Genomic DNA, 26127 nt, shown 5'->3' with positions numbered 1-26127 from the left:
GGGATATCAGACGCCGGAGATCGCACGGAAGACGAATCACACGGAGGAGGCCTGTGACCGCTATATCAAAGCCTACAAGAAAGTGCAAAAGTTGAGCGAGAAGATGGAGCCCGCGGAGATCGCACGGACCCTGGAGATGGGGGTGTCCCGGGTGAAGGAGTACCTAAGCCTAATAACCGAGGAGATGAATTGATGTTCGGACAAAATCCGGTAGGGGATGATGCGTATCTGAACGCCTGCTGTTTGATGGTGTTGAACCGGGTGTTTGAGGCGATCTTGGCGGTTTTTTCCGCCTATCTACACCATCCCCAACCCCTTGAGTACGGCACGCAACTTCTCCACGTTAGTCTCGCTCAGCGGCGCGAGCGGTAGCCGTACGTTACCAGCGGGCAGGCCCATTAGTTCCGCCGCCTTCTTCACCGGTATGGGGTTGGTCTCTAGAAACATCGCGTCAAAGAGCGGATAGAGCCCGAGACAAATCTCCTGTGCTTTCTCGAGATCGCCCTTGACCATCGCGTGTACCATCTCGTTCATCGCTTTCGGTGCAATGTTCGCCGTGACGGAGATCACGCCCTTGCCGCCCAGACTCATGATCGGAAGCGTGAGGAAATCGTCACCGGCCATCACCGCATAGTCCAGCTCTCGCTCCGCAGCCATCTGAATGATCGTACCGACCTGCTTCAGATCGCCCGAGGCCTCCTTTACCGCCTTCAGGTTCGGCACCTCAGCTGCAAGCTCGATCTGCGTTTGGGCACTGATGTTCTGGCCCGTACGCGAGGGGATATTGTAGAGAATGAGAGGAATATCAACCGCATCGCCAATTCGCGTGAAATGTGCCTTCAAGCCCTTCACGTTCGGCTTATTGTAATACGGGGTGATGAGTAAACAGGCGGCCGCACCGGCATCCGCAGCATGCTTCGTGAGCTCGACCGCCTCGCGCGTGTTATTTGAGCCCGTACCGGCAATCACGGGTACCGTCGACGCATCAAGTACCACTTCGATCACCGTCTTATGCTCTTCATGCGAAAGCGTGGCCGATTCGCCGGTCGTACCACAGGGAACGATGCCCGTAACTCCGCCCTCGATCGTGAACTCCACAAGTCGCCGTAAACCGCTCTCGTCTACGCTATCTGTCTTCGTAAACGGGGTGATAAGCGCAGGATACACACCCTTTATCTTCACCATCGCACTTACTCCACCTTACTCTCTTTTACTTTCTTATGTGTTATATATCCTGCTACTCTGTTCCGCACCGCTTTGCTGCCGATGTTGGTGTACTCCCCAACAAGCTGCTTATTACGCTCAAAATCGTCGGTGAAGTCCGGCACGTGCTTTAGCAATTGCTTCGCCAGACTCTTGATATAGGTTGGTTTTATCGCTCCCACTGCGTTTATTCACTCCCTTCTTTGCCGCTCTCTGTTTCCCAGTTCTCGAACTCCTCGCTCTTCTCACGCAGCGAACTCAGACCGATCATCACTAATAACGCGCCGAAAAGGAGCACGACCAAGGGAATAATCCCCTTGAGAATGACTAAAACCGGTTCGATAAAATACCCGATCCCCGCCAGACCGAAAGCGGTCAAGAGCAGCCCAACAAGAAGCTCACGAAATCCCCCTTTCATGTCATGCTCGCTCCACTCATTATCCCCGCATGAGCACCTCGGCTGTCTCAGGCTTATATTTCCAATCCTCTGGCAGGACGTTCGCACGCCGGTAATACTTGGCCAGTCGCCGAATCTTGGATTCCGTCAGTTGCAATGCCCGCTTATTGTGAATATCGCGTTTATTCACATCGAGATGTTTCCTGATTCGCAGCGCTTTCCGCATCAAGTTCTGGATATCCTCGGGCAGCTTACTGGCGCGCTCCTGCTCCTTCAAAATGCTCATTATCTTCTTCCCGGTTACCAGCGGAACGCTGGGCACGCTAAGGCTGTCCCGTAATCGAATGCCAATCTCGCTCGATGAGAGTCCCTGATTGCGGAGTTCAACCACCTTGCTCTCAATCTCTTCCGAACTCAGCTCGACCCAATCAGGCGCCACCTGCTTGAGCCGCATGCTGAACGGTCGCTTCGAGCTTGATCGTCCCCGCCTCCGCGCATATATCCGTGCCATGTTCTCTCGCTCTGAAAGCCGTCTGCCGGCTTTGCTTAGTTTACTTTACTCCACCTCGTATATAAATATTTCACGATGCTGCGTGCCATCAGCGGGAGGAGCTGAGGATTCCGTATCAGCCCGCGCAGGGCAAGCGAAGGATAATCCATGTCGCCCTTCGCAGCTATTCGCTCGACAAGCTCGCTTTCTGAGATCGTTCGTATGAGCGTATCGTAATCCCGGTCATTCATCACACAGCGTAAACGGTGCACCATGAGACCAAACGCAATTTCTCGCCCTAATTCAGCACGCCAGCGGCGCTCGTAATCGTGCAGCACGGTCATATCGCCCGTCAAGCATGCCTGCGCTGCCTGCGCACCCGCCAACTTCCCACAGCGCAGTCCGTAGTAGACCCCGCCGCCAGTTATCGGCTTTATCTGGGCCGCAGCATCGCCAACAAGTAATATGCCCGAGCCATGCGCAACATGCAGCGTCTTTTTTCTCTTGCCACCATCCATCGGCAGCGGGATGGTGCCCGCGGAACGCAGAAAAACAGCGCCACCAAATTTACGCGCCAGCACACGATGCTCTGCTAGGTTCCGCTTCAAGAACGCTAACGGATTGGTCTGCGAGGCGCATTGCCGGTCAATGCAGAGTCCAATGCGTGCACGCCGCCGGGTGTCGAGCGGAATAGCCCAGGCAAAGAAGCCTGGAGCAACGCCCTTACCCACAAAAATCTCCGCGTAATTCGACTCTGCTTCGTAGTCACCTTCAATTTGGCCGCAATGCAGGTAGCGCTGTGTGGTTCTGAGCCCCGCCGATCGTGCCACGGTGCTCCGCACGCCATCTGCCCCAATCACCACGCGCGCAGTTATCTCCCGTGTGACCTTCGGCGTTTCTGTGGCAACCGTGAGCATGCACCCCGCGTCTCCGATTTGAACCATTTTCACGGTGCACTTCAGCATGAGCTCCGCACCGGCCTTCACGGCCGCATTCGCCAAGGCCTGGTCAAAGCGGTCGCGACGAACCGCGTACGCGCGTTGTGTTGGCGACTCGAGCAGTAACTGGTGCGAGGGCGAGTATATGACCGCGCCTTTGATCTCTCGGCTGACGCACCATTCAGGATTTTCCAATTCGCCCTCAGCCAGTGCCCGCGTGCTGAGGAGCCCAGCACAGTGAACCGGCTCACCGATACTCGCGTGCTCCTCGAGCAGCAGCGTCGACACACCGGCCTTTGCCGCGTATCTCGCCGCCATGCAGCCTGCAGGACCACCGCCGACCACCACCACGTCGTACCTGCGCCTCTCCATGCTCGATCTTCGATGCTCCTCCTCTCACCCTGAGGGCATGAGACACCCCACTACCGGAAGTCTATGCCACGTGTGCCGTTTAAGCTTTTATGCGGGAAAACGAAAAAGTTTATAGGTGCAGATTTCAGTAAGAAACGTAACCTGCACAACGGGCGAAACGTGAGCTAAAAAATGAAGAAGGCAACAGAACTATCCCGGCAGCCACGAAAACAGCGCAAGGTACGATTCAATGCGCCGCTGCATACGCGCCACAAGTTTCTGAGCGCGCCACTTTCCGCAGAGCTTCAGGGCAAATACGGGCGAAGAAATCTTCCGGTACGAAAGGGGGATACCGTGCGCCTGATGCGCGGTGACGACAAGGGCAAAGAGGGCAAGGTTCGGTCCGTAAGCTTGAAGAAGGGACAGCTCACGATGGAAGGCGTTGTGGTTGCGCGTTCTGATCTGTCTGAGGTCCCACGGCCCATCCATCCATCGAATATCGTAATCACGAAGTTAGATTTGAAGGATAAGCTCCGCGAACTCGCCTTGAAGCGGAAGGGCTAGCGGAAGGTAGCAAGTAACCGAATTGCACGTTGCGCCGCCACCGGGCCCACTATTCAATCACTACCTCTTTATGGAGTGCGAGCATCCGTTTGATCGCGGGGTGCGATGCCCCCAATTCCACCTTGAAATCAGCGATCGCCGCCTCTATGCTCGTTCTCTGCCTTCCGGCGACCAAATTGTCTGCATGGGCAACGATCTTCTCTTCCAGCGTCCCGGGGAGAAGATCGTGAGGCGGCAAACCAACCGTCTCGGCTTCCGCTGCCGTCAGTCCGGCGCCGATATGCCGCTCAATGATACGCACAAGCGCTTCATCAAGACCTAAGGCACGCGCCATCGCGCCACCCACAACCCCATGGTCGATACCGTGCGAGTGCGCTCTGCCAAGATCATGGAGCAGTGCGCCCTTGAATACCAGGCACTCGTCCACCGACTCGGGATGACGATGCGCGAGCTCCAGCGCGAACTCTGCAACAGCATTACAATGCCTGATCACCTTATCGTCGCAGCCAGCTGCTCGGAGTATCCGGTTGCACTCGCGTCTTAGTTCCTCTTTACTCTCCGCTTCCACTTCTTTAACTCGTTGATCTGCTGCTCGATCTCTTTCACGATTTCACGGTTATCGAAATATTCGAAATTCGCGTCGCATTCCTCGCACCAGAAGTCCTTCTCCGCGGCCTCTTCAAATAACACACGCTGACACTGGCACCTATAGAACTCGCCATTCTGCTCGTAAGTAAGACTCTTCTCCAACCGTGCCAGCTCGCCGTCCGCTTCCTCCTCCATCATCCGCTTGATATTGTGGTGATTGAAACGCCACCAATAGGTAATCCAGCCGGTATTATCATCGCGCTCAGTCCGGTACTCCGCAATCCTGCTCTCATACAGCAGATACAGAATCTTGCGTACCGACGTGAGTTTCGTCTCGCTGAGCTTGGCGATTTCCTCGTCTGTGATCTCCTCCTCAGGGATTGTCTCCAGGATCCGCAAGCCGTCTTCGCCGATTATTCTCCTGAAGTATTCTCTCACCAAAGGATTATCTGCCGCCAACATGATGATCGATCTCCACTATAAGACCTATAACCTGAGAGAAGATTAACCTTTCTGCCCTCGTATGCTCGCTCTCCCCGCTCACCCGCTTCACCGTGCCGCGAATGCAGACCGCGGCCCAAGCTACGGCGGACACACTCTTCGTGTGGCAACACCGTCCGTTCAGTGGGCCGCGGAGTGCGTCCCTGTTGTCTTAGTTATCCCTCGATCCTATTATATTAGAGCACCAGAAACTTCTCGCGTAGCTCCTGCCCTTTCTCGATGCCGATCGCGATCATCGCTTCGATCTGTTCTTGCTTCAAGCCACCATTGCCGCTCTTCTGTAACCCCGAGAGCGTGCCATCGGCATTTGAGATGACGGTGAGCTTGCTCGACGCTGCATTCTCCTCGTACAGACAGGGATCGACCAGGAAATTCCCGCCGACCTCTATGATGCTCACGGCGACCGGCGTTTCACGTGGCGCGAGCACATTGTCCCCGGTCAAGCCGTAGCGCTCGGTCGGAATGCGGAGATTCAAGAGCGACGCAATCGCACCCAACGCAGCCGCGTCGATAAGGTTCCCGTCGTTATCCAGGATGTGGATATCGATAAAGGTCATCCAGACCTTCACGCCTGGTTCAATGCACAACTTCTCCAAATCGAGCGTTTCTGAGCCTCGAATCCCGCGATCCACTATCCGTGCCAGCTCGATACTGTTCTCGTCCGGCGGCCCCGGCTCGAAGTCGGGCGACGCGCCCGGTCGGAGTTCCGCGTTCGTCATGATAACCCCCAGATTCGGGGTGTCCGGGAAGGGTTCGCCGGGCTCGACCTTTACGCCCACCAGGACCGCGGTGTCGCCGATCCTCACCAGTGCAGAGCCTTCTGCCTTGTCGATCGCATCGCGCTCCACCGTGATCTCACGGTAATCCAGAAAGCCCCGGCCATCAATCCGCTTCCCGCTATCAATCAAATCATACACGTAATCTTTCCGAAGATCTTCCATAACCTCAAATCCCATGGTTATTCCTCACCTAGCTCCGCACTTTCACTATATTTATCGAGCAATGCCGCTCGCTGCAACTCGTAGATCTGATGACAGCCCCGATTCGCCAGTTCCATACCGCGTTTGAATTCGGCCTCGGTGAACCGACCATCCATCTGGATCATGGTGATCGTATCCGTTCGTGCGACCATCGCGATCGGCATGTCAGCCTGGCCGAAGTTGTCCTCCTTCGCGCTCAAGTCGAGCACGACCTCGCCGTGGATCTTGCCCACGGCGACTGAGGAGACAAGATCGCGCATCGGTATGCCTGCAGCCGCGAGCGCGACCGAGGCGGCATTGATGCCCGCTGTTCTCGTTCCTGCATCCGATTGGAGCAGCTCAACGTAGACGTCGATCGCCGTCTTCGGATAATACTCCTTGATAATGACCGGATCCAGGGCCTCTCGACTCACCTTTGAGATCTCTACGCTCCTGCGATCCGGGCCGGGCCGTTTACGATCGTCCACCGAGAACGGTGCCATATTATAGCGGTAGGTAACGACGGCCATCTTGGCGTCCTGGAAGTGCCGCGGATGCATCTCTCGTGGTCCGAACACCGCAGCAATCGCTTTATTATTCCCCAACTGGAAGTAGCAGGACCCGTCCGCCCGCTTCAACACACCTACTTCGATCTTTATCGGTCTCAGTTCATCAAACCCGCGACCATCCAATCTTTTCCCGTCCTTTATCAACTCTAACTCTTCGTTCTTCATTCCTCCTCTTCTCACTCTCCTTCTCGCTCCTTCTTAAACGAATCCAAAAAATTCGACACCCGATCAGTCAAGCCGGACGTATGCGCCTCATTCGAGATCATAAGCAGCACCTGGGTCGCGAGGTTCATATCCTCCTCTTTTCCGCGTATCCAGATCCGCCCATTCTTGGCGATGAAGATAAAGCAGTTGCACTTCTCCTTGAGCATCTTGATCATCGAGCCGCTCCGCCCAATAACGCGCGGCACCTTTGTATATGAGATCTCGATCAAGCGCCCGCGATCGCTGATCCTGAATTCATCCTTCAACGTCAGATCGATGCGCATGAGGGCGTCCACATTCAGCACCTTCGCCACGACCAGATCACCCAGGTCCAGATACTCACTCATGGAACTGAAGTCAATCTTCCGGTCGCCCCCCCGTCCAAACTCGTTGCTATGCAATCGCCCTTCGTAGGGCGATCCGATATCGACAATCCAGTAGGGGTATGCAATCTCGATTATCTTACCGATGACGACGTCACCTCTGGCGGGCACGTACTTACCGGCGAGCGCGACCACCCGTATCTCCTCTTTATCGCTCACGATACCGTAGTTCGCAGCGTAAACCTTGCCCACCTCTACGTACGTCCCCTCACCTGCTCGTTTAGCCTCATCGGAGATGTAATCTCCGGGTACCACCACTTTATACATGGTTTCTCACTTCAATATCTTGACCTGTGCATCTCCCTTGGTGATGCGGTTCACGAAGGAAAAGAGCTCGTCCCGCATCCCCGCGGGCAGTTTTACCACCGCGATATAAGAGCCGTCTGTCGACCACTCCTCCTTCTGCACATCAAAACTCCGCTTCAGCTCGTACGCGTGCCCGGCATAAGGCGCCGGGATCCTGACCGCGACCTCGCTCTCCTCGATCTTAATCGGAATGAGCGGGCGGAGCGCTTTCACCGTCTCACTTACCAGCTCATCGACGCTCTTAAACGGATCGATGTGCACGCGAGCCTCGTTCATGGCGATCTCGATCCTCGTAACGGGATGGGGGGTGTTGGTCTGTGGATTGATAGCGATACGAGCGATCCGCTCGACGACCTTTTTACGCTTCTCCTCGATCTTCCGCCGCCGCTGCTCTGTTGTGAGATGCAGTTCGCCTTCCTTGATGATCTTTTTGACGACCTCGCTCAGCTCAGTGGTCGAGAACGCGTCCATCAGATCCTTTTCCGTCGCCTTATCACCCTTCGCGGCATCGGTGAAGACCTCATCTGCCGCGAGCAGCTCCTCGAGGTCTACCTGACCACCCCCGCGCATCCGCTCCGCGCCGTCAGGATCAACAAGAATCTCAAAAATCTTCTTGCTATGCTTGTACCGTGCGATAACTGCCCTGTCCAGGCTGACCATTTCGATTATTCCTGGGGCTCACCGGTATCTGTGCTCTGGCCACCCTCAGACTGTCCCGCACTCGCCGCTTCTTCTTTTACCTGCTCTACGTAGGGCGCCAACTCGTCAGCGGTCAAGATCCTGAACCGCTTACTCTCGCACTCCGCGAGACCTGCGTCGACCGTGGTAATGTCGAGCCGGCCTTCAGTGACTCTGTATAACGCCTTCAGCCCGAGTAAGATAGCATCCGTGAGAGAGAGATCCTCCTGATACTCCTGCTCCAAGAGCTCGGTAACGACGCTTCGTCCCGATCCGATTGCCGTGGCCTTGTATTCGAGCAACGCGCCGCTGGGATCAGTCTCGAAGAGGTAACAGCTCCCGTTATAAACGCCGCCAATCAAAAGTGCGGTGCCGAATGGTCTGAGACCCCCAAGCTGGGTGTACGCTTGCTTGAAATCACATACCTTCTTCGCCAAGGTCTCCACATCGATCGGCTCATCATAGACGATTTTATTGATCTGCGCCTCTATTCTGCCGCGATCGATGAGCATACGTGCATCGGCAACCAATCCAGATGTCGCGGCGCCGATATGATCGTCCAAGCGAAAGATCTTTTCCACAGAGCCTCCTTCCAGTAATCGGGACGTCAATCTCTTGTCCACCAGGAGTGCCACGCCATTACGCGCCTTGATACCGACGGCGGTTGTACCTCGTTTCACCGCCTCGCGTGCGTATTCTACTTGAAATAACCTGCCATCAGGGCTAAATGTTGTTATGCCTCTATCATACCCCATCTGTGGCATCATCTGCATTCACATCACCTCGTTCGTATATTATGCTATGCTACGACCCATGGACTCGACGGGATTTGAACCCGTGGCTTCCTCCTCGCGAAGGAGGCACTCTTCCACTGAGCTACGAGCCCCCGTCTCCGTTCTCCACGATAGATATTTTATAAAGCGTCAGTCATAAATAGTTAATCGTTTTCACCTTTTGCAAGGCTCGAACCGCAATGGATCTGATCGCTTCACCAATACTCATTGGCGCTTCTCTTCTGGCAATCGGCTTCTTTACCGGCCTGAGCGGAGCGTTGATTCCCGGTCCGATGCTGGCCTATGTCCTCGCGGACACCGTAAAGAAAGGAGCTCGTTCTGGACCGCTCACCGTGCTCGGCCATATCTCGGTGGAGCTCGCACTCATACTCGCGCTTGTTCTCGGCCTGGGCATCACGAGCTATTTCCTCGAGTTCAAATCGTTGGTCTATGTTATGGGCGGCATTGCGCTCATTCTTATCTCGGTAACGACCTTCAGAAGCGCCCGTGGCGCTCCTGATGACGCATCCATCGCAGCCCGGGGGAATACCGTGCGGTGGCGCGGTTTTCGGTACGCGTATCACAGCTCGATCGCGGGCGGCATCCTCTTCACGGCGTTTAATCCCGCCTTTATACCCTGGTGGGTGACCGTAGGCTATCCACTCCTGTTACAGGGCTTCGAGTGGTTCGCAGTCGCCGGGATCGCTCTGGTATCGATCGGGCATTTCATGTCGGATCTGACCTGGTATTCGTTCGTCTCCTACTCGTTCTCGCGTGGTGAGCGCTTCCTCGTGGGCAAGCGCTACGAGCGGATCATGCTCGGCCTCGCGCTCTTTGTTATCACCTTAGGCGTTTTTTTCTTCATTAAAGGTGTAACTGGTCTGATTTGAGGTTCGTCCCCCGTGGTACAAGTGACCGGAGCTTCAACGGAGTGCATGCAGATAAACGATACACCCCGAACGGCACGGAGACGTGACAGGTACGATCTGGTGCTAAAGGATTGCAGGATCGTGGATGTTGAAAACGGCCGGACCTTCGAGGCCGATATCGGCATCACAGGTACGAAAATCGTCAAGATACAACCCGAGTTGTCGGGCACGGAGACGGTGCCGGTTAGGGGCAGATATGTTGCACCAGGATTGGTGGAGCCGCACGTTCATTTTGAAAGCAGTAAACTGCCGTTGAGCGCGTTTGTGCGGCTTGTCATGGCTCATGGCACGACCACCGTCGTCAATGATCCGCACGAGATCGCCAACGTTCTTGGTGTCCGCGGCGTAAAAGCGACGTTGAAGGAGGCACAACTGCAGCCGATCAGTGTGTATACGACCGTTCCGAGCTGCGTGCCCGCAGTACCGTTTGAGACTTCGGGTGCGACGCTGGGCGTGGAGAAGGTCGAAGAGCTCCTCAGCGAGGAGGGTGTTATTGGCCTGGGCGAGCTGATGAACTTCCCGGGCGTTCTGAGCGGTGATCGTGAGGTGATGGGCAAGATCGCGGCGGCCAGGAACGTGGGTAAGGTAATCGAGGGGCACTGCCCGTTGCTGAGCGGCGAGGATCTCAAGAACTACGTTGCTGCCGGGATCAGCTCCGATCACGAGGTGACCGAAGGCTGGGAGCTCGAGGAGAAGATCAGTCGCGGGATGGCGGTGTATATCCGGCTTGGCAGTCAGGCACAGGATCTGAAGCGGCTGGTACAGTACCTCATCGAGAACGAACTGCCGACCGAGAACCTCTCGTTCTGCACCGACGACCGGCATAGTGGCGATCTGGTACGGTATGGCCATCTCGATTATAACCTGCGGACCGCCGTGCGTTGGGGACTCGACCCGGTTACAGCACTCCGCATGGCGACGCATAACCCGAGCAGGCATTTCGGGTTGGACGACAGAGGCGTGATCGAAACCGGCTACCGGGCGGATCTTGTCGTCTTTGATGATCTCGCACGATTCACACCAGAACTGGTGATTGCAGGCGGTCGCATTATAGCACGGCATGGTGAGCCGGTGGTTCCGGAAGTACCTTTTGACTATTCGTTTGGGCTCGAGAGCGTGCACTGCCCACCAGTCGCCGCAGAACAATTTGCGATACCCTGCCCGGGTGAACGAGCACGGGTGAAGGTCATACGGGTTGTGGAAGGCCACGTGATAACGGAATCGGTCATTCACGAGCTTACCGTACGAACAGGCCTCCTTGAAGCGGATATCGAGCGCGACCTCTTGAAGATCGCGGTGATCGAGCGTCATACCGGCACGGGCGGTTTCAGCGTCGGTTTTGTCACGGGCTTTGGGCTACAAGAAGGCGCCATCGGATCGACCGTTGCGCATGACAGCCATAACATCATCGTCGTCGGTACTACTGATGCTGCTATGGCCCGGTCAGTAAATGCGCTCAGAGCGATGGGCGGCGGCGAGGTTGTGGTCTCACCAGAAGCGGTGAGCACACTCCAGCTCCACTACGGTGGACTCATGTCGCTCGATGCGCCTGCTCAGGTAATGGAGGATATGGAGAAGCTGGAAGCGGCGTATCGTGCGCTGGGCGGGAAACTGGGGTCGCCGTTTATGGCACTGAGTTTCCTTGCCTTGCCGGTGATTCCCACCTTGAAGATCACGGATAAGGGGCTGTATGAGCTGGGCGAGCAAGGTATTGCGAAGCAGGAGCTTATCCTTAAGGGCACTACTAACTACTAACCAGACGGTGCTTTTTACCGCGGTCATGAGTCAGGAAGGAGGCGTGGTGAGACGGTGAGAACGGTAGGCATTCTGGGCGTTATGGGGCCTGAAACGGTTGCACGGTTTTTCCTGCAGATCAATGCGAGAGCACGGGCGAGCGACAACACGCAGTATCCACCCCTCATACTGAACAATGTTCCGGTGCCATACGATCTGGAACGCGAGATCGTGGAACGCGGCCGGAACGAGGAGCAGATACTGCCGTTTTTGGTTCGCGGGGTTCAGAGTCTGGAGGCTGCAGGTGTCGATAGTATCGTCATCCCCTGTAATACGGTGCATTACTTCATGCCGGAATTACGCGCCTGTGTTGCGCCTCCAATCCTGAGCATCATGGAAGAAACAGCAGACGTATGCGCGCGTGCGGAATACCGAACCGTGGGGCTTCTGGCTACGACAGAAACGATCACCCATGAGCTGTATGAGCAGGAGCTTGCGCGATACGGGATACAGGTGGTAACGCCGGATTTGACCGAGCAGCGGCTTGTCTCCACAATCATTCAGCGGATCCTGGACGGTAACAAGTCGGTGGAGAACACGCAAGCGTTGCTGAGGGTGATACGGACGTTGCAGTCGGGAGGTGCGGAGGCGGTCATCTTAGGGTGTACCGCTCTGGAATTAGTACTCCAGCAACCTGACAGCTCCGTACCACTACTGGACAGCTTTGAGATACTGGCCGTGGCGACCGTACGGGAACTGCTGCGCTGAGATTTGTGGCGAGAGCAGGGAGAGCAGAGGTATTCCGGGTGTCGGCCAAGGCACACCATCGCCCTCAAACTGGCAAGGAACGTGGTTGCGTCATACAAAGCGGAACTCTTGCGTGAAATCGAGAGAATAGATGATAGGGCTATATACAACGAATTGAAGCGGTTTCTTCCTGGAATTTACTGGCCCGTGCTAAGAGACTTCAGAAAGAGCTTAGTAAAGGAATTGCAAAGACGCTAAACCGCTTTTGACCTTGCTATCCGCGGGCTTTTCTTGCTGTATAAATTCCCGAATGCGCTCTTTCAACTCACCGTGGTCCGAATACGCCCTGCTCACCACACCCGGTTTGCCGCGTATGTACGCGGAGATTTGGTCCTCGTACTCACGTTTATATACTGCCAGCACGGGGAGCTTGAGATGAATGGCATCGGCAATTTCCGCACCCACGCCAAGGCTCGGGTTCGTTATCTCCGCTATCACAAGGTCTGCTTCCTCCAGCCAGCGGTAATCGCGATCGTGAATCTGCTGATTTGTGAGTCTCGACTCGCGTTCTGCAAAGTTCGCTTGCGTTTGATGCCTGCTGAGAAGCTCCAGATCCAGCTCCTCGATCATGTCCGGGATCTTGCGTAATTCTGCTTGTTTCACCCGGCTGTACCCGCCGCGCATGGAGCAGGAGAAGAAGACGCGTCTGGTGCGGTTCATGGTAGGATATGAAGAAGGATACGTGTAGCTGCAGAAAAAGGAAGGGGCAAAGTGAGTTTGCCGGTTTCCGCGCCGGATCTGTATCGACTGCAGAAAAAGCGATCGATCTTTTTGGCGACTGCGGTCTTTCGTAGATAGTAGAACGCGAGTAAAAGATCAAGCAATGCCGACCCGAGTAGAACTGTTATCACCCGTCGGGAGTCCGCGGTCACTGCAAGCCGCAGTCGAGAACGGCGCTGATGCCGTTTATTTCGGCGTTGGCACGTTCAACGCGCGGCGGCGTGCGGAGAACTTCACGATGCGGGAGCTCCGTGATGCGGTAAGCTACGCGCACGAGCATGGCGTGAAGGTCTATCTCACCTTCAATATTCTGGTGAAGAATGACGAGCTTCCGGCGTTCTTTGATGACGTTTCAGAAGCTTATTCCCGGGACATCGACGGCGTTATCATCCAGCACCTCTCGTTTGCTCCTCTGCTTAAAGATACGTTTCCGGATTTGAGGATCCATAGCTCGACGCAGGCCGCTGTTTCCAACTCGTCTTATGCCGATCTCCTCCCCGGGGTAGACCGCGTAACGCTGCCCCGGGAGTTATCGCTCGCGCAGGTGCGGGCTTTTATCAAGAAGACCGCGATAGAGACAGAGGTGTTCGTGCACGGCGCGCTCTGCTTCAGCTATAGCGGCCTGTGCCTCTTCTCCAGCTTTCTAGGCGGGCGTAGCGGTAACCGGGGCCTGTGTGCGCAGCCGTGCCGGAAGAGCTATAACGGCAGTTACCGGTTGAGCACCAAGGACCTTTGCCTCGTGAGACGGGTTCCGGAACTCATCGCCGCGGGTATTGCCTCGTTCAAAATTGAAGGTCGGCTCCGGAGTCCGCGGTACACGGCGCTCGCAACACGCGTCTACCGTCTTGCCGTCGATTCGTACTATAAGGGCGAGTTCCGCGTGCCTGAACGGGAGCTTAAAGAGCTCGCGCTTGAGTTCAACCGTGACTTTACGGAGGGATACCTCTTCGATACCGTGGACCTTATCGCACCGGAGACGCCACGTAACCGCGGGCTCTTTCTCGGCGTGCTTAGTAAGGACCGAAGGGTCACGCTGCATGAGCTGCTCGCCGTGGGCGATGGTATCGGGATCTGGACGAAAGCAGGCATCGACGGTGCGGTGATCAAGGAAATAGAGCTCGATGGGAAGTCGGTCTCCCACGCCGATAGGGGGGAAACGGTACAGTTAGCCATTCGCGCCGCCGCCGGCGATACCATTTACAAGACCTCATCAACCGCGCCGCTGCACTTAACACCGCTGCCGCATCAGAACCCTAAGATCGCTCCGCCCACGCGCGTAAGGCGACGGGTGCCGCTACCCGAGCTGAACCCGCTTGAATCAGACGGTCAGGAGCTTTTGGTGAAGGTGTATTCAAAAACCGACGCAGAGGCTGCGTTGGAAGCCGGGGCGACCAGAATCTTTTACTCAATCTTTGCCGATGATTTCGCCGCGAGCACCGCACTGCCGTATATTCCGCGGATTCTCGCTGATGACGAAGCAGCCGAGGCTCACCGTCGAATAGTGGAATCTGACTCGAAGGCCATCCTTCTCGGCAATCTCGGTCTCTTACCTTCACTCGAATGCTCTGGAGCGCTGCAGAGAGTCTATCTCGAATACAGCGCGAACATCTTCAACGACCTTGATGTAGCCTTTGTGCACCGTTACGGGGCTGTAGTACCGGTGGTCTCCCCGGAGCTCACGCTCACCGAGCTGTCCGCGTTTCGATCTAAGAACTTTGCCGTACTCGTGCACGGCAGACCGGTGCTGATGACGACGAAATATCCACTCCCGGGTGAGCGCCTGGAGGACGAGCGAGGCTTCGTCTTCCCGGTCAGACGCGAATTCACGTACACACAGATCCTGAACAGCCTCCCGATGGGGCTCTTCAACGAGGTTCAGTGGCTCTGCGAGGTCGGGATCACGAAGTTCTTCCTCGACCTTACGGACGGCAACGCTGGGAGGATCATTGGGCTGTACCGGGACGTGCTCGCCGGGAAAACCGTGAAGAAGTCCGCGCGACGGAAGCACACCCGCGGACATTTCACCAGAGGCGTACAATGAATGAGCTACGCTCTGTACGTCGCCCGGTTCTCCAACCAGGTCAGGGCACCAACCGCCGCCGATCACGAGGAAAGAGCACTGCTTCCCGCACGTTCTCCAATCCAAGCAGGGTCATGAGCAACCGTTCGACGCCGAGCCCCCAGCCCGCGTGCGGCGGCATACCGAACCGGAATGCGTTGAGATAGAACTCGAAGCTCTCCGGTGCGAGCCCTTTTGATTCAATCCGCTCCGTGAGCAGCTCGTAGGAATGGACACGCTGCGAGCCCGATGAGAGTTCCAGACGTGGATGCATCAGGTCAAAGGCGTCACAGATATCCGTCCCCTCGATCGGCTGCGCGTAAAAGGGCTTAATCGCGCAGGGCCAGTCGATGATGAAATAGTGCTCGCCAATCACTTTGCCGAGGATATGCTCATGCGCGGTGCTGAAATCTTCACCCCATTCGAGCTCCACACCCTCTGCTGCGAGCAGGTCTAAGGCCTCCTCGTAGGTGATCCGCCGGAAGGGGGTTGGGGGTATTACGAAGTCAAATGCACCGCTTTTTAAGCCAGGATATGGCGCTATTTCTGCGTATACGTGTGCAACGAGCGATTCTAAGAGCTGCATGACCGCCTCCATCGTGACGAAAGCCACCTCGACATCGATTGAGGTCGCTTCGTTGAGGTGCTTGGTGGTGTCGTGCTCTTCGGCGCGGAATATGGGCGCGATCTCAAAGACCGCATCAAGGCCGGAGGCGATGAGCATCTGCTTGTAGAGCTGCGGGCTCTGGTTCAGGAAGGCTTCGCGCTCGAAATAGGTGATGGGGAAGAGCGCGGTGCCACCTTCGGTTGCCGCACTCACGATCTTCGGGGTGTTGATCTCGACGAAGCCACGATCAGTGAGGAAGTTCCTGACTGCCGTAAGCATACGGCTGCGAATCATGAAGATCTGCTTCGTTCGCTCGGTGCGCACATCCATGAAGCGAGCGTCGAGCCGCGTATCCAGCTCGGCACCCACTTTGCCGGTAGTATCGAGCGGCAGGATCGGTGAAGCCACGCTCAGAACGTCCAGGTGATCGGGTATGAGTTCGTAGCCGTTGGGTGCCTTCGGCTCGGCCCTGATGAGCCCCTTGATAGAGACAACCGATTCGCGCGGGATTTTCCGGCCCTGCTCGAAGAGATCCTTGCCCACGGTGCGCTTATGAAAGGTCACCTGGACATAACCTTCACGGTCACGAATGATGAGGAAGAAGAGCCCGCCAAGATCGCGCTTCTCATGCACCCAGCCCGCGATATTCACGCGCTCGCCATCACTCGCTGCGCTCAGCTCAGTTGAATATCTCCGATCAATGACTGATACGTTCATGATCTCTACTTAACGACCGCCATACTTATAGTTGCCGCACAAGCCGATACTGCGAAATTCGAGACTTAAGCTCCGTACGAATGAATGCTACTCAAAGAGCAGGCGAGAAAGTACGCTCTTCCTTCTGTCACTTTCTTCGAGATCCACTTCGTCTGATTTGAACGAGGGGCGTTGTTGCGGCGCCGTTCGTGCCTCCGCAGCCCGTCCACCATGCTCGCTCTTGCGCACGCGCACGTCAACCATGATAGGCATCTCGATGCTTGGACTGGAAAGCAAGGCAACGCCCTGCGGTATCCGCTTGATCTCCTCCTCGATCTCGCAGCTCATGAACTCCAGGCCGCGGCTCAGCGCTTTGATATCGTTGGGATTCGTTACTTTCAATATGATCTGGGTATTGCATTGCGAGATGACGTTCTTATCGACGCGCGCGGGTCGTTGCGAGATAACGAGCAGCCCGAGTCCGAATTTCCGGCCTTCTGAGGCGATCGTGCGGAGAATATGGGAGCTGATTGCCTGTCCAAAGCCGCGCTCGGGGCAGAAGTTGTGCGCCTCTTCGATCACGAGCACGAAGGGCGGGATTTTGCCCATCTTCCGGCCCTCAAACACCTCTTTACAGAGCCGATAGACGATCAATTGCTGTAATTTCGGATCTGCGCCCTTCATATCGATGATTGAGGCCTGCCCATTCTTGACGAGCTCCTCGATCCGCGTGGGACTATCGGAGAGGATACCGGTGTCACGAATACGCTCAAGGAAGTGGATGATCTTCCATTTCGAGGTGCTCTTGCTCTCCGCGACGCCGCTGATGATCTCATCGACGGTGTAGAACTCCTTTCGCGTTTTGATATCGTTGATACACTGGTATAGTACGCCCAATTGCGCGTCTGAGAGTGGAAAGAAGTCGTAGAGCTCGCTGACGCTCAAATTGATCCCATCGATGCGGAAGAGCTTATTTGCAGCAGGATTGACGGAGAAGTTAGCGGGGGTGTAGACGACCACCTGCGAATCGTAGCCCTTGGGCGCGATCCCGAATTTCTCCATCTGTTTCCGCTCTTCCTCGTTCTGATTCTCGAACTTGAGGGAGAGGTACTCGCCGTGGGGGTCGATAATGAGCAGCGGGACGTTCTTGTCGAGGAGTTCTTCAATAATAACGCCTGCGGTATAGGATTTTCCCCCGCCCGTCTTGGCGAGGATGCTGCAGTGCTTCTGGATGAGCTCATCCTTCTTCAGATAGACCGGGATATTGCGGCCGTCGAGCGTGCCGATATGAATGCCGTGGGTTCTGAGCCCGAGCGTATCCATGACGAAGGTCTGGTCAGCCTTGAAGACCTTTGACTCGCGCGGGAGCGTGCTCTTGGGCTGCATGAGGAACCCGCGATCGTCTTTGTAGCCGATGATCTCGACCGTTGCGGTCTTTTCCTCGACATCGAGGATAGAAACGACGCGCCCGAGGATCCAGCCGTCCAATTCGTTCCAGACTTTAATGTACTCGTTCCGCCGCACCTCGCCGGAGACGACGAAATCGAATTGGTGCAGCCCCACGTCGCCCGTAATTGTGCCTATTACCTTGTACATGGTACCAGCGTCAGATAGCACTTCGTACCGATACTTGTAAAATGTTCTAAAAGATAAGATACACGACACGACACGACACGAAACTGACGAGTGGTCGGGGAGCGGCTTATCCGCTCTCAGACTAAGACGGCGTTAACGATCCCTTCTTGACCCGGGCGGCTGGTGACGACCGCATTGCCCAGTTCTGTCTCAATGATCGCGCCCTTGGTGGTGATATTCCGGCGAGCATAGAAGGGATTCGCCGGGTTCTCTTTCACACTGATGATCTTAACGGTCTTGGTGGTTCCGCTCTTCGGATCGGCGACGTTCGCGAATTCTGCCCTGAGCAGGCGCAGTTTCTTGTTGCCGCCGTGCGTCCGTATCTCACGTCGCCGCGTCTCGCCAATAATCGTGTCTGCCGCGGGTCGACCAGCCTCGTGCGCGCGCTTCTTCCGATTACGGTGAAGCCGGCCACCCGTGGACTTTCGTCTCGATTCACCTTGCCATCTCATTGCTTTGCTTACTGACCTCCGGGCTCATGGACCCACGAACCCACATTTCTCACAGGTATATGCATTACTTTGCTTCCGGCATTTCGCACATCTGCCAATCTCATTCTCCCCGCAATTCGGACAGGGAAAGACGGTAAATCCCTTCTCCAGTAGCTTTACGCCGCAGGACGTGCAGTACTCTCTCATACCTTGCTCCTCTTCTCAGTATCTTTATCTCCGGTTTGATCGTTTGAGTCGCCGCTTCACCGGTCGCCGTGACGCTCGTGACAGCCACCACCGTGGACGGCATACTATACTTACATGTCCCTCCATTTATAAGTACATCTGCTTCCAGGGCCACCGCATCAGCGCGCGTTGGCGGGTTCTGGCCGGATATATTCGCGCTGGTCGCGGTTATTGGCCCTGTTTCACGGATAATGCGGAGTGCAATCTCGTTATCGGGGAATCGCACGCCAACGAGTTCTGAGCCCGCAGTTAGGAGGTCGGGCACCAGCTCCCGCTTGGGCAGGAGGACAGTAACCGGACCGGGCAGCAGTTCAGCAAGCAGATCCAGCAGCGCGGGATCGTTGACAGCTGCGATGCGCTGCAGCATCTCGAATGAGGAGACGGCGAGTGAGAGCGGTTTTGAGCGCTTGCGCTGCTTGAGTTCGTACACTTTGGCGATCGCTGCTTCTGAGAGCGCGTCGGCACCAAGCCCGTAAACAGTCTCAGTCGGATAGACGACGGTGCCACCGCGTTTAATCGTCTCGATCGCGGCTTGCAAGAGGGTCTCCAATTCTGGCTGCATTCTTATCGCGTAGCACGCAGTGCATGAGCACAAAAGCGCCTTTATTACTATCCCGTACTCCGGTATAAATTATGAAGAGCCCCTCAACGCGGCTAACCGTTGCATTCGGTGGCCGGAGCAAGGACTGTGAGGTCATTCAGCACCCGATTCCGCATATTCTCGTGGATTCGAATAAGCAGCTTCACGGCTGGTGGAATGGTATAGAACCGTATGGTAACCGTGAATGCACGGCCGAGCGGCTCCTGATCAACCCGTATAATGGCTGCAGCCACAACTGCCGCTTCTGCTACTCGCATGCGCTGGGTGGGTACTTCACCGCCTTCCGCGAGCACGGCATCCTCACGGTATTCCGCGATTTTAATAAACGAATTGCGCAGCAACTGGACAGCCTATCAGTAGTGAGCTGCGGGTATCTCTCACCGGTGACCGACCCGTTTCAGCCGCTCAACGAGCGCTACGAGCTGACGGAGAAGATCCTGAAGGAGTTTGTTGCTCGCAATATCCCGGTGCAGGTAACGACGAAAGGGCGCATCAGCGAGCGCGCGTTAGGATTCCTCAAACAGCAAGAGCACGCGTTCGGTGCGATTTCTCTGCTTACACCAGACGAAGACAAACGTCAGCACCTGATGGCTGGCGGCGCGTCCACCGAGGAGCTGGTGCGGAACATTGAGCGGCTTGCGAATGCGGGCACGTTCGCAGTGTGCCGTATCGATCCGGTGATACCCTGTGTGACGGACAACCGGGGTGATTTAGAGGAGCTGGTGCGGAACGTGGTGGAAGCAGGAGCGGGGCATATTATCACGAGCTGTCTGGACATCCCGGTAACGATGAAGCATGAGTTCTGTACTGAATTGGCAGCACGGTTCGGTGTCTCCGGGAAGCAGCTGGTGGATCTGTACAGCGAGCGAATGGGCGGGCGGCTGCATGCTCGCCTGGACTATCGCCGCAAGCTGTTCACGATGATACGCACGCTGTGCGACCGTAACGGGGTGACCATGAGCCTCTGCATGGAGTTCGCGTCAGTGCAGGGTAAGCGCGTCAGGGGTTTGAATGCTGAGTTCATGAGCGCAAACCGGGAGAACTGCGAAGGCATAAACGTGCCGCTCTATGTTAGACCGGGTGAGGGAAAGCGGTTTGAGCCCGTCGCTGGTTGTAACGGGAGTTGCCTGCAGTGTTATTTTGCGAACGAAGCGCCAGCCTGTGGCATTGCCGACTTGAAGCAGGCGGGTGCGTGGAAGTTGCGAGATTATCGGCGCTGGAGTGCAGTAGTAAGAGCACGCAGCGGGGAGCAGCGCAGGCTGGACGTTTGACGGTTCTGCTCCGAAGACTCGATCACTACTTGACGGCTGTTGCTTTAAAGAAGGTGTAACAGAAGGTACCATCACGCTCTGTTGTCCGGTAGAGGTCGACGATTCCGCGCGTCCACGTCTCTGCGTCAATCAGATTTGCGGTGAGCGCCTGGTCACGAACGCCCGCCACCATCGCGATAAAGGTGTTCCTGGTGAAGCCCGCCACCAGGTGCGGCTTGCTCGAATCCACGTAGACCATCCGGGGATCCACCTGAACGTTGGTGAACCCCGCCCAGGTGAGGAGCGGAAAGAGTGCTCGACCGATCAGTGCATTGCCGTTCAATCGCGCCTGGATCTCGATCAGGCACCGAATGGTGTGGAGCGCTGCATCACTCCGGGGATAGAAATAGGCCGACCCGTGATCGCCCTCGATCACCGTGATCGAACCACCAGGTTTGAGCACGCGTTTTAAGCATGCCAATGCAGCCAGCGGCTCCTGCAGGTGCTCAAGCACAAAACAGATGAAGATATGGTCAAACCGATCAGAAGAGAAGGGCAGCGCGAAGAGATCAGCCTGGAGAAGCCTGACGTTCGGGAGCTCCGCATCCTCAAGCAGTGCCCGCGCTTTGAGGAGAGCGGTTTCAGAAATGTCAATGGCCGTGAACTGCGCCTCGGGGCTGTTTCGTGCCAGATGGACCGTTTGTGCACCGACACCGCAGCCAACCTCAAGAACCGCGCTCCCGGACGGATAGACCGTGTCACGGTGCAAGAGCGGTGCTAGCGTATTAGCCTGATCGTACAAGCGGATCAGCTCGCGCTCCGAATACCCGTGGACATACGCACGCTGCGCGGTATTCGGCTGAGCTTCCCGCTGCTTTGACCGCATGGTAGTGCTCTCTATCTAAGGCTCTTCTCTCACCAGTATCTTTGTTAGATCGTGCGGGGATATGAAGACTGAGACCTTTTTCTTTGACCTCCGTACCATTTGACATGAACGATGGACACCGCCTTTTACCTTCTCCGAGTTGCTGCCCTTGTTACGGTGGGCGTAGTCGCGGCGAATGTGGTGCTGGAGAGCGACGCGCTGCGGAAGTTATCGCCGCTCGTGCGACCGCTCTGTCGTGCCTCGAACCTGCCCAGAGAGGGCGCGATCTCGCTCTTTGCGGCGTTTCTCGATCCGATGGCGGGTAAGTCAGTCTTAGCAGGCTTCTATCAGCAGGGGAAGATCGGTGAGCGGCAAACAATCGTGACGCTGGTGATGAGCACGTTTCCGACCGTGGTTGGCGAGTCACTCTTCAGGGCGCACGCGCCGGTTGCACTCGTGCTCCTGGGTCCGGTGGTCGGAGGCATCTACGTCGCGCTCAATCTCCTCGCCGCATTTCTCCAATCGCTCGGCGCGCTCATCTACGCGCGATTCAGGTTTCCGCGTCAGGCGTGTAGAGCGGATGAGCAGATCGTTACGGAAACTGCTGAGCGGACACAGCAGGAGCGGCTGAGGATCGCGGTGAAGAAATCGGCGAGCACCTTGTTGAAGGTCCTGCCCTTCATGGTCGTTGCGTTTTTGATCGTCGAGCTACTCTTTGTATTCGGGCTCATGGAGCGGATCAGTGTCTTCTTCACCCCGGCTTTACAGGTGCTGAACTTGCCGGGTGAGGTGATCACCGCGATCGTGGCAGAATTAGCGCATTTCTCCGCAGGTTACGCGATTGTGGCCTCGCTGCTCACCAAGGGAGTGGTGACGGCAGAGCAAGCCATATTGACGCTGCTCGTTGGCAGCTTGATGACCATCTCGGTCACCTATCTGAAATACAGCCTCCCGCTGTATACCTCGTTGTTTGGCAAGCTTGGCGTGAAGTTCACGGTCATCCTGTATCTGATAAGCATGGTGACGCGATTCTTTGTGATCCTGCTGGTGTTGATGGTGATCTACTAGGTGTGCTGTGGATTTCGCGAGCTATGACCGCGATGATATAATGGTGAAGCTATTAAAGCGAACGACGCGGATCGCCCGGGCTGGGCAGCACCGGGAAGACCACTTTAGCCTTCCAAATACTGCGCAACATCCAGATACTCGAACTTCTCCGCGTCGAGCACGTTCCTGATGAAGTTAAACAATTTCCTCCGTGTTTCCTGTGATATATCCGGATACCACACCGGTGACGCGATCACGAGCCCACGGAATGCGAAGAATGGTTGGATTACCCGTAACAATTCGTAATCGCCCGTCTTCTCGAGATACGTAGCGAAGAACAGCTCGAACAAGCTTTTAAAATCAGTATCAAGGACCGTACCATCCGTCTTGAGCAGTCCAAAGAACAGGTAATTGATGGCCATCGAGGAGACATCGTCCGCTGCTTCGCCCCACTCGCCCCTGCTTCGGTCAAGCACCGTGAAATCCGTCCCTTCGCGGAATAAGACATTCCACGGATGAAAATCGCCATGCACTTGACATAACCGCTTCGTTCGCTCTTTCAGCTTCCAGCGCCAGTCGATGCACTGCTTCTCCAGCTCGCTCAGATCTTTCCCCGTAATGAATTGATTTCCGGGCGGATAGCTGTCCGTCAGTCCAAAGATGCACTCGCTATGGCCCACCAGCTCCCTGAGCCGACGCACGTACAGGTGCGACTCATAGCTCTTAAGAGCGTGAATCTCCGTCAGATAGGAGGCCAGCTCAGCCACTCGCTCACGGTCAAGCTCACACAGCGTCGCACCCGCCTTTAACCGGTTCAGATCGTGGACATATTCAACACCCTCTACCATCTCACAGACCATGAAGAACTCATCCGCATCGCTGGCCGAGACCATACTGCCGTCCCTTGCGACATAGCCCACATCAAGCGATCGGACATGCTTTGGCAAGGTATTGAACGCGTGATGCTGCCAGAGTAGGATGCCTGCACGGTCTGCGAAATGGTCGTGGCCGAACGCATCGCCTTTCATCGTGGAGAGCACCACTTCCCGCCGCTCTCCCGAGCCGGTCTCGAACGTGACTAAGTACGGCCGACCATAACCGAAGCCCTTGATCTCACGATCCGCTTCTTGTTCGGTCTTCGCCTCCAGGCCCAGACTTTTGACGCTGAGGAGTTTTACTGATGGCCCAAATGTGAGCTCCAGATACGCGCTTATCGCATCATCCATCGGCCTCAAAGGTAACCTTTATTATCTGCCCCCTTAAATCTATATTCCATGATAGGGGTGGTCTCTTACGGCGTCTATGTACCCTATTACCGGATACGGGTGGATGATATAGCGAGCCAGTGGGGCGAGAACTCCGCGAATATTAAGGCCGGATTGCTCGTGGAGGAGAAGTCCGTGCCCGACCTCGACGAGGATACCGCTACCATTGCGATTGAGGCTGCTCGAGCCGCTATCAGGCGCGCGAACCTCGATCCCACAAAGATCGGGGCGATCTATGTGGGCTCGGAGAGCCATCCGTATGCCGTCAAGCCCACGGCCACTATCGTTGCCGCCGCAATCGGCGCGTCACCCGCGATCACCGCGGCCGACTTCGAATTCGCATGTAAAGCGGGAACGGCGGCTATACAGGCCGCTATGGGGCTCGTTTCACTCGATAAGATCACCTACGGTCTCGCCATCGGGGCTGACGTCTCGCAATCGAGCCCCGGCGATGCGCTCGAGTACTCCGCAGGTGCGGGTGGTGCGGCCTATATCATCGGGCAGGAGGAGGTGGTCGCTGAGATTGAAGAGTATGCATCTTTCACCTCCGACACACCGGACTTCTGGCGCCGCGACCTCCAGAAGTACCCTGCGCACAGTGGCCGATTCACCGGGGAGCCTGCGTACTTCCGGCATACGATCTCCGCATCCCAGTTACTCATGGAGAAGGCGGGCTTCAAACCGGACGATTTCGACTTCGCCGTCTTCCATCAGCCGAACGGGAAATTCCCGCTCAAGGCCGCGAAGTCGCTCGGGTTCAATACCGCGCAGCTGAAGCCCGGGCTGATGGTCACGCATTTCGGGAATACCTATTCCGCGTCCTCGCTGATCGGACTTGCCGCGACCTTCGACCAGGCGACTCCGGGGCAGCGCATCTTATTAACCTCATTCGGCTCCGGTGCCGGCTCTGACTCCTTCGCCTTCCGCGTCACTGATCGGATCGACGCACTGCGCGAGCAGGCGCCGAAGGTCGAGTCATTCATCCTCTTCAAGAAATATCTCAATTACGCCGCGTACGCGAAACATCAAGGAAAGATACGGATGTGAGTGAGGAAGGGAAAGAATGCGAGAGGTAGCAATAATCGGTGCAGGAACGACGCTCTTTGGCGAGCTCTGGGAGCGCTCCTTCCGTGACCTCGCGGTCGAGGCAGGGCTCCGGGCGATCGAGGATGCGGGCATCAGCGGTGAGGAGATCCAGGCGCTCTACGGCGGGAACATGTCGGCGGGTCGGTTCATCGAGCAAGAGCACATAGGTGCGCTGATTGCCGATTATGCAGGCCTCGCACGACTGCATATCGCCGCTACCCGTGCAGAAGCCGCATGCGCGTCCGGTGCGCTGGCGATGCATCTGGCGGTACTGTCTATAGCCTCCGGCTGGTACGACCTCGTGATCGCCGCGGGCGTCGAGAAGATGACCGACGTGGGATCGGATAGCGTGGAAGAGCTGCTTGCATCTTCAGTGGATCGTAAATGGGAAGTGATCTACGGCGCGACCCTGCCTTCGCTCTTCGCGCAAATGGCGCGGCTGCACATGACGCGTTACAATACCACTGCGGAACAGATGGCTCAGGTGGCGGTCAAGAATCATGCGAACGCCGTCCATAACCCGATAGCACAATATCGGCGAGAAATAAGCCTCGAAAGCGTACTCACGTCGCCGCTCGTCGCCGATCCACTTCGTATGCTCGATTGCTCCAGTATCGCGGATGGCGCGTCCGCGGTCGTGGTCTGTGCCGCGGAGAAGGCACGGCAGTATACCGATTCCCCCATCTATGTTAAGGCATCCACCCAGGCGAGTGATACCATCTCGCTCCACGACCGCCGCGATCTCATCACGATGGATGCCACGGTCACGGCGGCCAAGAATGCGTACCAGCAGGCGTCTCTGCAACCCTCACAGATTGACCTCGCCGAGGTCCATGACTCCTATACTATCGCCGAGTTAATCGCGATAGAGGATTTGGGTTTCGTAAAGAAGGGCGAAGGTGGCAATGCGACCGAAGCAGGGGAGACCGCGTTAGGTGGACGAATACCCATAAATCCGTCTGGCGGGCTGAAAGCCTGCGGTCACCCACTGGGCGCAACGGGTATACGGCAGATCGCGGAAATAACGCAGCAGCTAAGGGGCGAGGCGGGAAAGCGGCAGGTGCAGGGTGCGGAGGTCGCTCTCACGCACAATATCGGCGGAACCGGAGGAACGGCGATCGTCCACATCTTAACCCGCTGAGTTCCACGGGTAGCACCGCTTTGCCGCGATGGCAAGGAAAAAAATTTCGAGCAATATCCATCAGAGTTCACTATATATAGAGTAGCCTTGTATAAGTTGCTAGT

At 56.3% G+C, this 26127-nt stretch carries 30 protein-coding genes and 1 tRNA gene; 10 read left to right on the top strand and 21 right to left on the bottom strand.

Translation table 11 applies throughout. From position 1 onward, the window contains the following. A partial coding sequence (locus ENN68_07135) for a DUF1670 domain-containing protein (GenBank protein ID HDS45846.1) occupies positions 1-193 on the top strand: 193 nt, incomplete at its 5' end. Positions 194-297: 104 nt separating this feature from the next. On the opposite strand, the gene ENN68_07130 is transcribed toward ENN68_07135, so the two are convergent. From ENN68_07130 to ENN68_07110, 5 genes are read right to left on the bottom strand one after another with little or no spacing between them, the layout of a single operon-like run. Further along, the gene (locus ENN68_07130; protein ID HDS45845.1) at positions 298-1185 is read right to left on the bottom strand and encodes a 4-hydroxy-tetrahydrodipicolinate synthase; all 888 of its coding nucleotides are present in this window, start codon (positions 1183-1185) and stop codon (positions 298-300) included. A 5-nt stretch (positions 1186-1190) separates the two neighbouring features. Then, complete coding sequence (locus ENN68_07125) at positions 1191-1385, bottom strand: 30S ribosomal protein S17e (GenBank protein ID HDS45844.1); 195 nt, start codon at positions 1383-1385, stop codon at positions 1191-1193. 5 nt (positions 1386-1390) lie between these two features. Beyond that, positions 1391-1621: a hypothetical protein gene (locus ENN68_07120; GenBank protein HDS45843.1), complete on the bottom strand. Its 231-nt coding sequence runs from the start codon at positions 1619-1621 to the stop codon at positions 1391-1393. A 19-nt stretch (positions 1622-1640) separates the two neighbouring features. Next, positions 1641-2111, bottom strand: coding sequence for a 30S ribosomal protein S15 (locus ENN68_07115; protein ID HDS45842.1), 471 nt, complete (start codon positions 2109-2111; stop codon positions 1641-1643). Positions 2112-2146: 35 nt separating this feature from the next. Next, positions 2147-3400, bottom strand: coding sequence for an NAD(P)/FAD-dependent oxidoreductase (locus ENN68_07110; protein HDS45841.1), 1254 nt, complete (start codon positions 3398-3400; stop codon positions 2147-2149). A 171-nt stretch (positions 3401-3571) separates the two neighbouring features. On the opposite strand from ENN68_07110, the gene ENN68_07105 reads away from it, so the two are divergent. After that, positions 3572-3943, top strand: coding sequence for a 50S ribosomal protein L24 (locus tag ENN68_07105; GenBank protein HDS45840.1), 372 nt, complete (start codon positions 3572-3574; stop codon positions 3941-3943). A gap of 49 nt (positions 3944-3992) precedes the next feature. On the opposite strand, the gene ENN68_07100 is transcribed toward ENN68_07105, so the two are convergent. The 8 genes from ENN68_07100 to ENN68_07065 form a co-directional block, all read right to left on the bottom strand. Beyond that, positions 3993-4466 (bottom strand): HDIG domain-containing protein, encoded by a 474-nt coding sequence (locus tag ENN68_07100; protein HDS45839.1) that lies wholly within the window; start codon positions 4464-4466, stop codon positions 3993-3995. Positions 4467-4483: 17 nt separating this feature from the next. Then, positions 4484-4993 (bottom strand): transcription factor, encoded by a 510-nt coding sequence (locus tag ENN68_07095; protein HDS45838.1) that lies wholly within the window; start codon positions 4991-4993, stop codon positions 4484-4486. Positions 4994-5208: 215 nt separating this feature from the next. Then, a complete protein-coding gene (locus tag ENN68_07090) occupies positions 5209-5988 on the bottom strand; it encodes an exosome complex protein Rrp42 (GenBank protein ID HDS45837.1) in 780 nt (259 codons plus the stop codon). 2 nt (positions 5989-5990) lie between these two features. Further along, positions 5991-6725 carry an exosome complex exonuclease Rrp41 gene (locus ENN68_07085; protein HDS45836.1) on the bottom strand — a complete coding sequence of 245 codons (735 nt, stop codon included), beginning with the start codon at positions 6723-6725 and terminating at the stop codon, positions 5991-5993. Positions 6726-6736: 11 nt separating this feature from the next. Beyond that, positions 6737-7414, bottom strand: coding sequence for an RNA-binding protein (locus tag ENN68_07080; protein ID HDS45835.1), 678 nt, complete (start codon positions 7412-7414; stop codon positions 6737-6739). 6 nt (positions 7415-7420) lie between these two features. Next, entirely contained in the window at positions 7421-8113 is a 693-nt protein-coding gene (locus ENN68_07075; protein HDS45834.1) for a ribosome assembly factor SBDS, read from the bottom strand. Positions 8114-8118: 5 nt separating this feature from the next. Beyond that, positions 8119-8904 carry an archaeal proteasome endopeptidase complex subunit alpha gene (psmA, locus tag ENN68_07070; GenBank protein ID HDS45833.1) on the bottom strand — a complete coding sequence of 262 codons (786 nt, stop codon included), beginning with the start codon at positions 8902-8904 and terminating at the stop codon, positions 8119-8121. Positions 8905-8945: 41 nt separating this feature from the next. Next, positions 8946-9017 (bottom strand) — tRNA-Ala (locus ENN68_07065). Between the two features lie 87 nt (positions 9018-9104). Between ENN68_07065 and ENN68_07060 the strand changes: the two genes are divergently transcribed. From ENN68_07060 to ENN68_07050, 3 genes are read left to right on the top strand one after another with little or no spacing between them, the layout of a single operon-like run. Continuing rightward, a complete protein-coding gene (locus ENN68_07060; GenBank protein ID HDS45832.1) occupies positions 9105-9794 on the top strand; it encodes a lysine transporter LysE in 690 nt (229 codons plus the stop codon). 45 nt (positions 9795-9839) lie between these two features. Further along, positions 9840-11588, top strand: coding sequence for an adenine deaminase (gene ade / locus ENN68_07055; protein ID HDS45831.1), 1749 nt, complete (start codon positions 9840-9842; stop codon positions 11586-11588). A gap of 54 nt (positions 11589-11642) precedes the next feature. Then, positions 11643-12335, top strand: a complete 693-nt coding sequence (locus tag ENN68_07050) for an amino acid racemase (GenBank protein HDS45830.1) — start codon at positions 11643-11645, stop codon at positions 12333-12335. Between the two features lie 210 nt (positions 12336-12545). Here ENN68_07050 and ENN68_07045 read toward each other — a convergent pair whose 3' ends face one another. After that, positions 12546-13034, bottom strand: a complete 489-nt coding sequence (locus ENN68_07045; protein HDS45829.1) for a hypothetical protein — start codon at positions 13032-13034, stop codon at positions 12546-12548. 163 nt (positions 13035-13197) lie between these two features. On the opposite strand from ENN68_07045, the gene ENN68_07040 reads away from it, so the two are divergent. Further along, entirely contained in the window at positions 13198-15135 is a 1938-nt protein-coding gene (locus tag ENN68_07040) for a U32 family peptidase (protein ID HDS45828.1), read from the top strand. A gap of 40 nt (positions 15136-15175) precedes the next feature. Here the strand turns inward: ENN68_07040 and aspS are convergent, their stop codons facing one another. The 5 genes from aspS to ENN68_07015 form a co-directional block, all read right to left on the bottom strand. Continuing rightward, positions 15176-16477, bottom strand: coding sequence for an aspartate--tRNA(Asn) ligase (gene aspS, locus ENN68_07035; GenBank protein ID HDS45827.1), 1302 nt, complete (start codon positions 16475-16477; stop codon positions 15176-15178). Positions 16478-16564: 87 nt separating this feature from the next. Continuing rightward, positions 16565-18052 (bottom strand): DUF87 domain-containing protein, encoded by a 1488-nt coding sequence (locus ENN68_07030; protein HDS45826.1) that lies wholly within the window; start codon positions 18050-18052, stop codon positions 16565-16567. Between the two features lie 116 nt (positions 18053-18168). Then, positions 18169-18543, bottom strand: a complete 375-nt coding sequence (locus ENN68_07025; GenBank protein HDS45825.1) for a 30S ribosomal protein S8e — start codon at positions 18541-18543, stop codon at positions 18169-18171. Between the two features lie 24 nt (positions 18544-18567). Next, positions 18568-18729: a DUF1610 domain-containing protein gene (locus ENN68_07020; protein ID HDS45824.1), complete on the bottom strand. Its 162-nt coding sequence runs from the start codon at positions 18727-18729 to the stop codon at positions 18568-18570. Next, complete coding sequence (locus ENN68_07015; protein HDS45823.1) at positions 18644-19330, bottom strand: threonylcarbamoyl-AMP synthase; 687 nt, start codon at positions 19328-19330, stop codon at positions 18644-18646. The genes ENN68_07020 and ENN68_07015 overlap by 86 nt, the downstream gene beginning before the upstream one ends. 71 nt (positions 19331-19401) lie before the next feature. On the opposite strand from ENN68_07015, the gene ENN68_07010 reads away from it, so the two are divergent. After that, a complete protein-coding gene (locus ENN68_07010) occupies positions 19402-20640 on the top strand; it encodes a radical SAM protein (GenBank protein HDS45822.1) in 1239 nt (412 codons plus the stop codon). Positions 20641-20665: 25 nt separating this feature from the next. On the opposite strand, the gene ENN68_07005 is transcribed toward ENN68_07010, so the two are convergent. After that, positions 20666-21505, bottom strand: a complete 840-nt coding sequence (locus tag ENN68_07005) for a methyltransferase domain-containing protein (protein HDS45821.1) — start codon at positions 21503-21505, stop codon at positions 20666-20668. A 111-nt stretch (positions 21506-21616) separates the two neighbouring features. Here ENN68_07005 and ENN68_07000 point away from each other — a divergent pair, with 111 nt between their 5' ends. Continuing rightward, positions 21617-22552 carry a hypothetical protein gene (locus tag ENN68_07000; protein HDS45820.1) on the top strand — a complete coding sequence of 312 codons (936 nt, stop codon included), beginning with the start codon at positions 21617-21619 and terminating at the stop codon, positions 22550-22552. Positions 22553-22656: 104 nt separating this feature from the next. On the opposite strand, the gene ENN68_06995 is transcribed toward ENN68_07000, so the two are convergent. After that, positions 22657-23757 (bottom strand): aminoglycoside phosphotransferase family protein, encoded by a 1101-nt coding sequence (locus tag ENN68_06995; GenBank protein HDS45819.1) that lies wholly within the window; start codon positions 23755-23757, stop codon positions 22657-22659. 48 nt (positions 23758-23805) lie between these two features. On the opposite strand from ENN68_06995, the gene ENN68_06990 reads away from it, so the two are divergent. Both ENN68_06990 and ENN68_06985 read left to right on the top strand, forming a co-directional pair. Beyond that, positions 23806-24843 (top strand): hydroxymethylglutaryl-CoA synthase, encoded by a 1038-nt coding sequence (locus ENN68_06990; GenBank protein HDS45818.1) that lies wholly within the window; start codon positions 23806-23808, stop codon positions 24841-24843. A 16-nt stretch (positions 24844-24859) separates the two neighbouring features. Further along, the gene (locus tag ENN68_06985) at positions 24860-26023 is read left to right on the top strand and encodes a thiolase domain-containing protein (GenBank protein HDS45817.1); all 1164 of its coding nucleotides are present in this window, start codon (positions 24860-24862) and stop codon (positions 26021-26023) included. The last annotated feature ends 104 nt before the right edge of the window (positions 26024-26127 follow it).

The sequence above is a fragment of the Methanomicrobia archaeon genome, assembly GCA_011049045.1.
Lineage (GTDB): Archaea > Halobacteriota > Syntropharchaeia > Alkanophagales > Methanospirareceae > JACGMN01.
Note: the sequence above shows the minus strand (reverse complement) of the source record. Positions and strands in the feature narration are given on the sequence as shown.

What these genes read in the sequence shown, in the direction of transcription:
- ENN68_07105 (HDS45840.1), top strand. Translation starts at nt 3,572, where the DNA reads ATGAAGAAGGCAACAGAACTATCCCGGCAGCCACGAAAACAGCGCAAG.
- psmA (HDS45833.1), bottom strand. Translation starts at nt 8,904, where the DNA reads ATGCAGATGATGCCACAGATGGGGTATGATAGAGGCATAACAACATTT.
- ENN68_07000 (HDS45820.1), top strand. Translation starts at nt 21,617, where the DNA reads ATGGACACCGCCTTTTACCTTCTCCGAGTTGCTGCCCTTGTTACGGTG.
- ENN68_07115 (HDS45842.1), bottom strand. Translation starts at nt 2,111, where the DNA reads ATGGCACGGATATATGCGCGGAGGCGGGGACGATCAAGCTCGAAGCGA.
- ENN68_07015 (HDS45823.1), bottom strand. Translation starts at nt 19,330, where the DNA reads ATGCAGCCAGAATTGGAGACCCTCTTGCAAGCCGCGATCGAGACGATT.
- ENN68_06990 (HDS45818.1), top strand. Translation starts at nt 23,806, where the DNA reads ATGATAGGGGTGGTCTCTTACGGCGTCTATGTACCCTATTACCGGATA.
- ENN68_07090 (HDS45837.1), bottom strand. Translation starts at nt 5,988, where the DNA reads ATGGGATTTGAGGTTATGGAAGATCTTCGGAAAGATTACGTGTATGAT.
- ENN68_07060 (HDS45832.1), top strand. Translation starts at nt 9,105, where the DNA reads ATGGATCTGATCGCTTCACCAATACTCATTGGCGCTTCTCTTCTGGCA.
- ENN68_07130 (HDS45845.1), bottom strand. Translation starts at nt 1,185, where the DNA reads ATGGTGAAGATAAAGGGTGTGTATCCTGCGCTTATCACCCCGTTTACG.
- ENN68_07075 (HDS45834.1), bottom strand. Translation starts at nt 8,113, where the DNA reads ATGGTCAGCCTGGACAGGGCAGTTATCGCACGGTACAAGCATAGCAAG.
- ENN68_07045 (HDS45829.1), bottom strand. Translation starts at nt 13,034, where the DNA reads ATGAACCGCACCAGACGCGTCTTCTTCTCCTGCTCCATGCGCGGCGGG.
- ENN68_06985 (HDS45817.1), top strand. Translation starts at nt 24,860, where the DNA reads ATGCGAGAGGTAGCAATAATCGGTGCAGGAACGACGCTCTTTGGCGAG.
- ade (HDS45831.1), top strand. Translation starts at nt 9,840, where the DNA reads ATGCAGATAAACGATACACCCCGAACGGCACGGAGACGTGACAGGTAC.
- ENN68_07025 (HDS45825.1), bottom strand. Translation starts at nt 18,543, where the DNA reads ATGAGATGGCAAGGTGAATCGAGACGAAAGTCCACGGGTGGCCGGCTT.
- ENN68_07120 (HDS45843.1), bottom strand. Translation starts at nt 1,621, where the DNA reads ATGAAAGGGGGATTTCGTGAGCTTCTTGTTGGGCTGCTCTTGACCGCT.
- ENN68_07030 (HDS45826.1), bottom strand. Translation starts at nt 18,052, where the DNA reads ATGTACAAGGTAATAGGCACAATTACGGGCGACGTGGGGCTGCACCAA.
- aspS (HDS45827.1), bottom strand. Translation starts at nt 16,477, where the DNA reads ATGAACGTATCAGTCATTGATCGGAGATATTCAACTGAGCTGAGCGCA.
- ENN68_07040 (HDS45828.1), top strand. Translation starts at nt 13,198, where the DNA reads ATGCCGACCCGAGTAGAACTGTTATCACCCGTCGGGAGTCCGCGGTCA.
- ENN68_07095 (HDS45838.1), bottom strand. Translation starts at nt 4,993, where the DNA reads ATGTTGGCGGCAGATAATCCTTTGGTGAGAGAATACTTCAGGAGAATA.
- ENN68_07085 (HDS45836.1), bottom strand. Translation starts at nt 6,725, where the DNA reads ATGAAGAACGAAGAGTTAGAGTTGATAAAGGACGGGAAAAGATTGGAT.
- ENN68_07020 (HDS45824.1), bottom strand. Translation starts at nt 18,729, where the DNA reads ATGAGAGAGTACTGCACGTCCTGCGGCGTAAAGCTACTGGAGAAGGGA.
- ENN68_07010 (HDS45822.1), top strand. Translation starts at nt 19,402, where the DNA reads ATGAAGAGCCCCTCAACGCGGCTAACCGTTGCATTCGGTGGCCGGAGC.
- ENN68_07110 (HDS45841.1), bottom strand. Translation starts at nt 3,400, where the DNA reads ATGGAGAGGCGCAGGTACGACGTGGTGGTGGTCGGCGGTGGTCCTGCA.
- ENN68_07005 (HDS45821.1), bottom strand. Translation starts at nt 21,505, where the DNA reads ATGCGGTCAAAGCAGCGGGAAGCTCAGCCGAATACCGCGCAGCGTGCG.
- ENN68_07080 (HDS45835.1), bottom strand. Translation starts at nt 7,414, where the DNA reads ATGTATAAAGTGGTGGTACCCGGAGATTACATCTCCGATGAGGCTAAA.
- ENN68_06995 (HDS45819.1), bottom strand. Translation starts at nt 23,757, where the DNA reads ATGGATGATGCGATAAGCGCGTATCTGGAGCTCACATTTGGGCCATCA.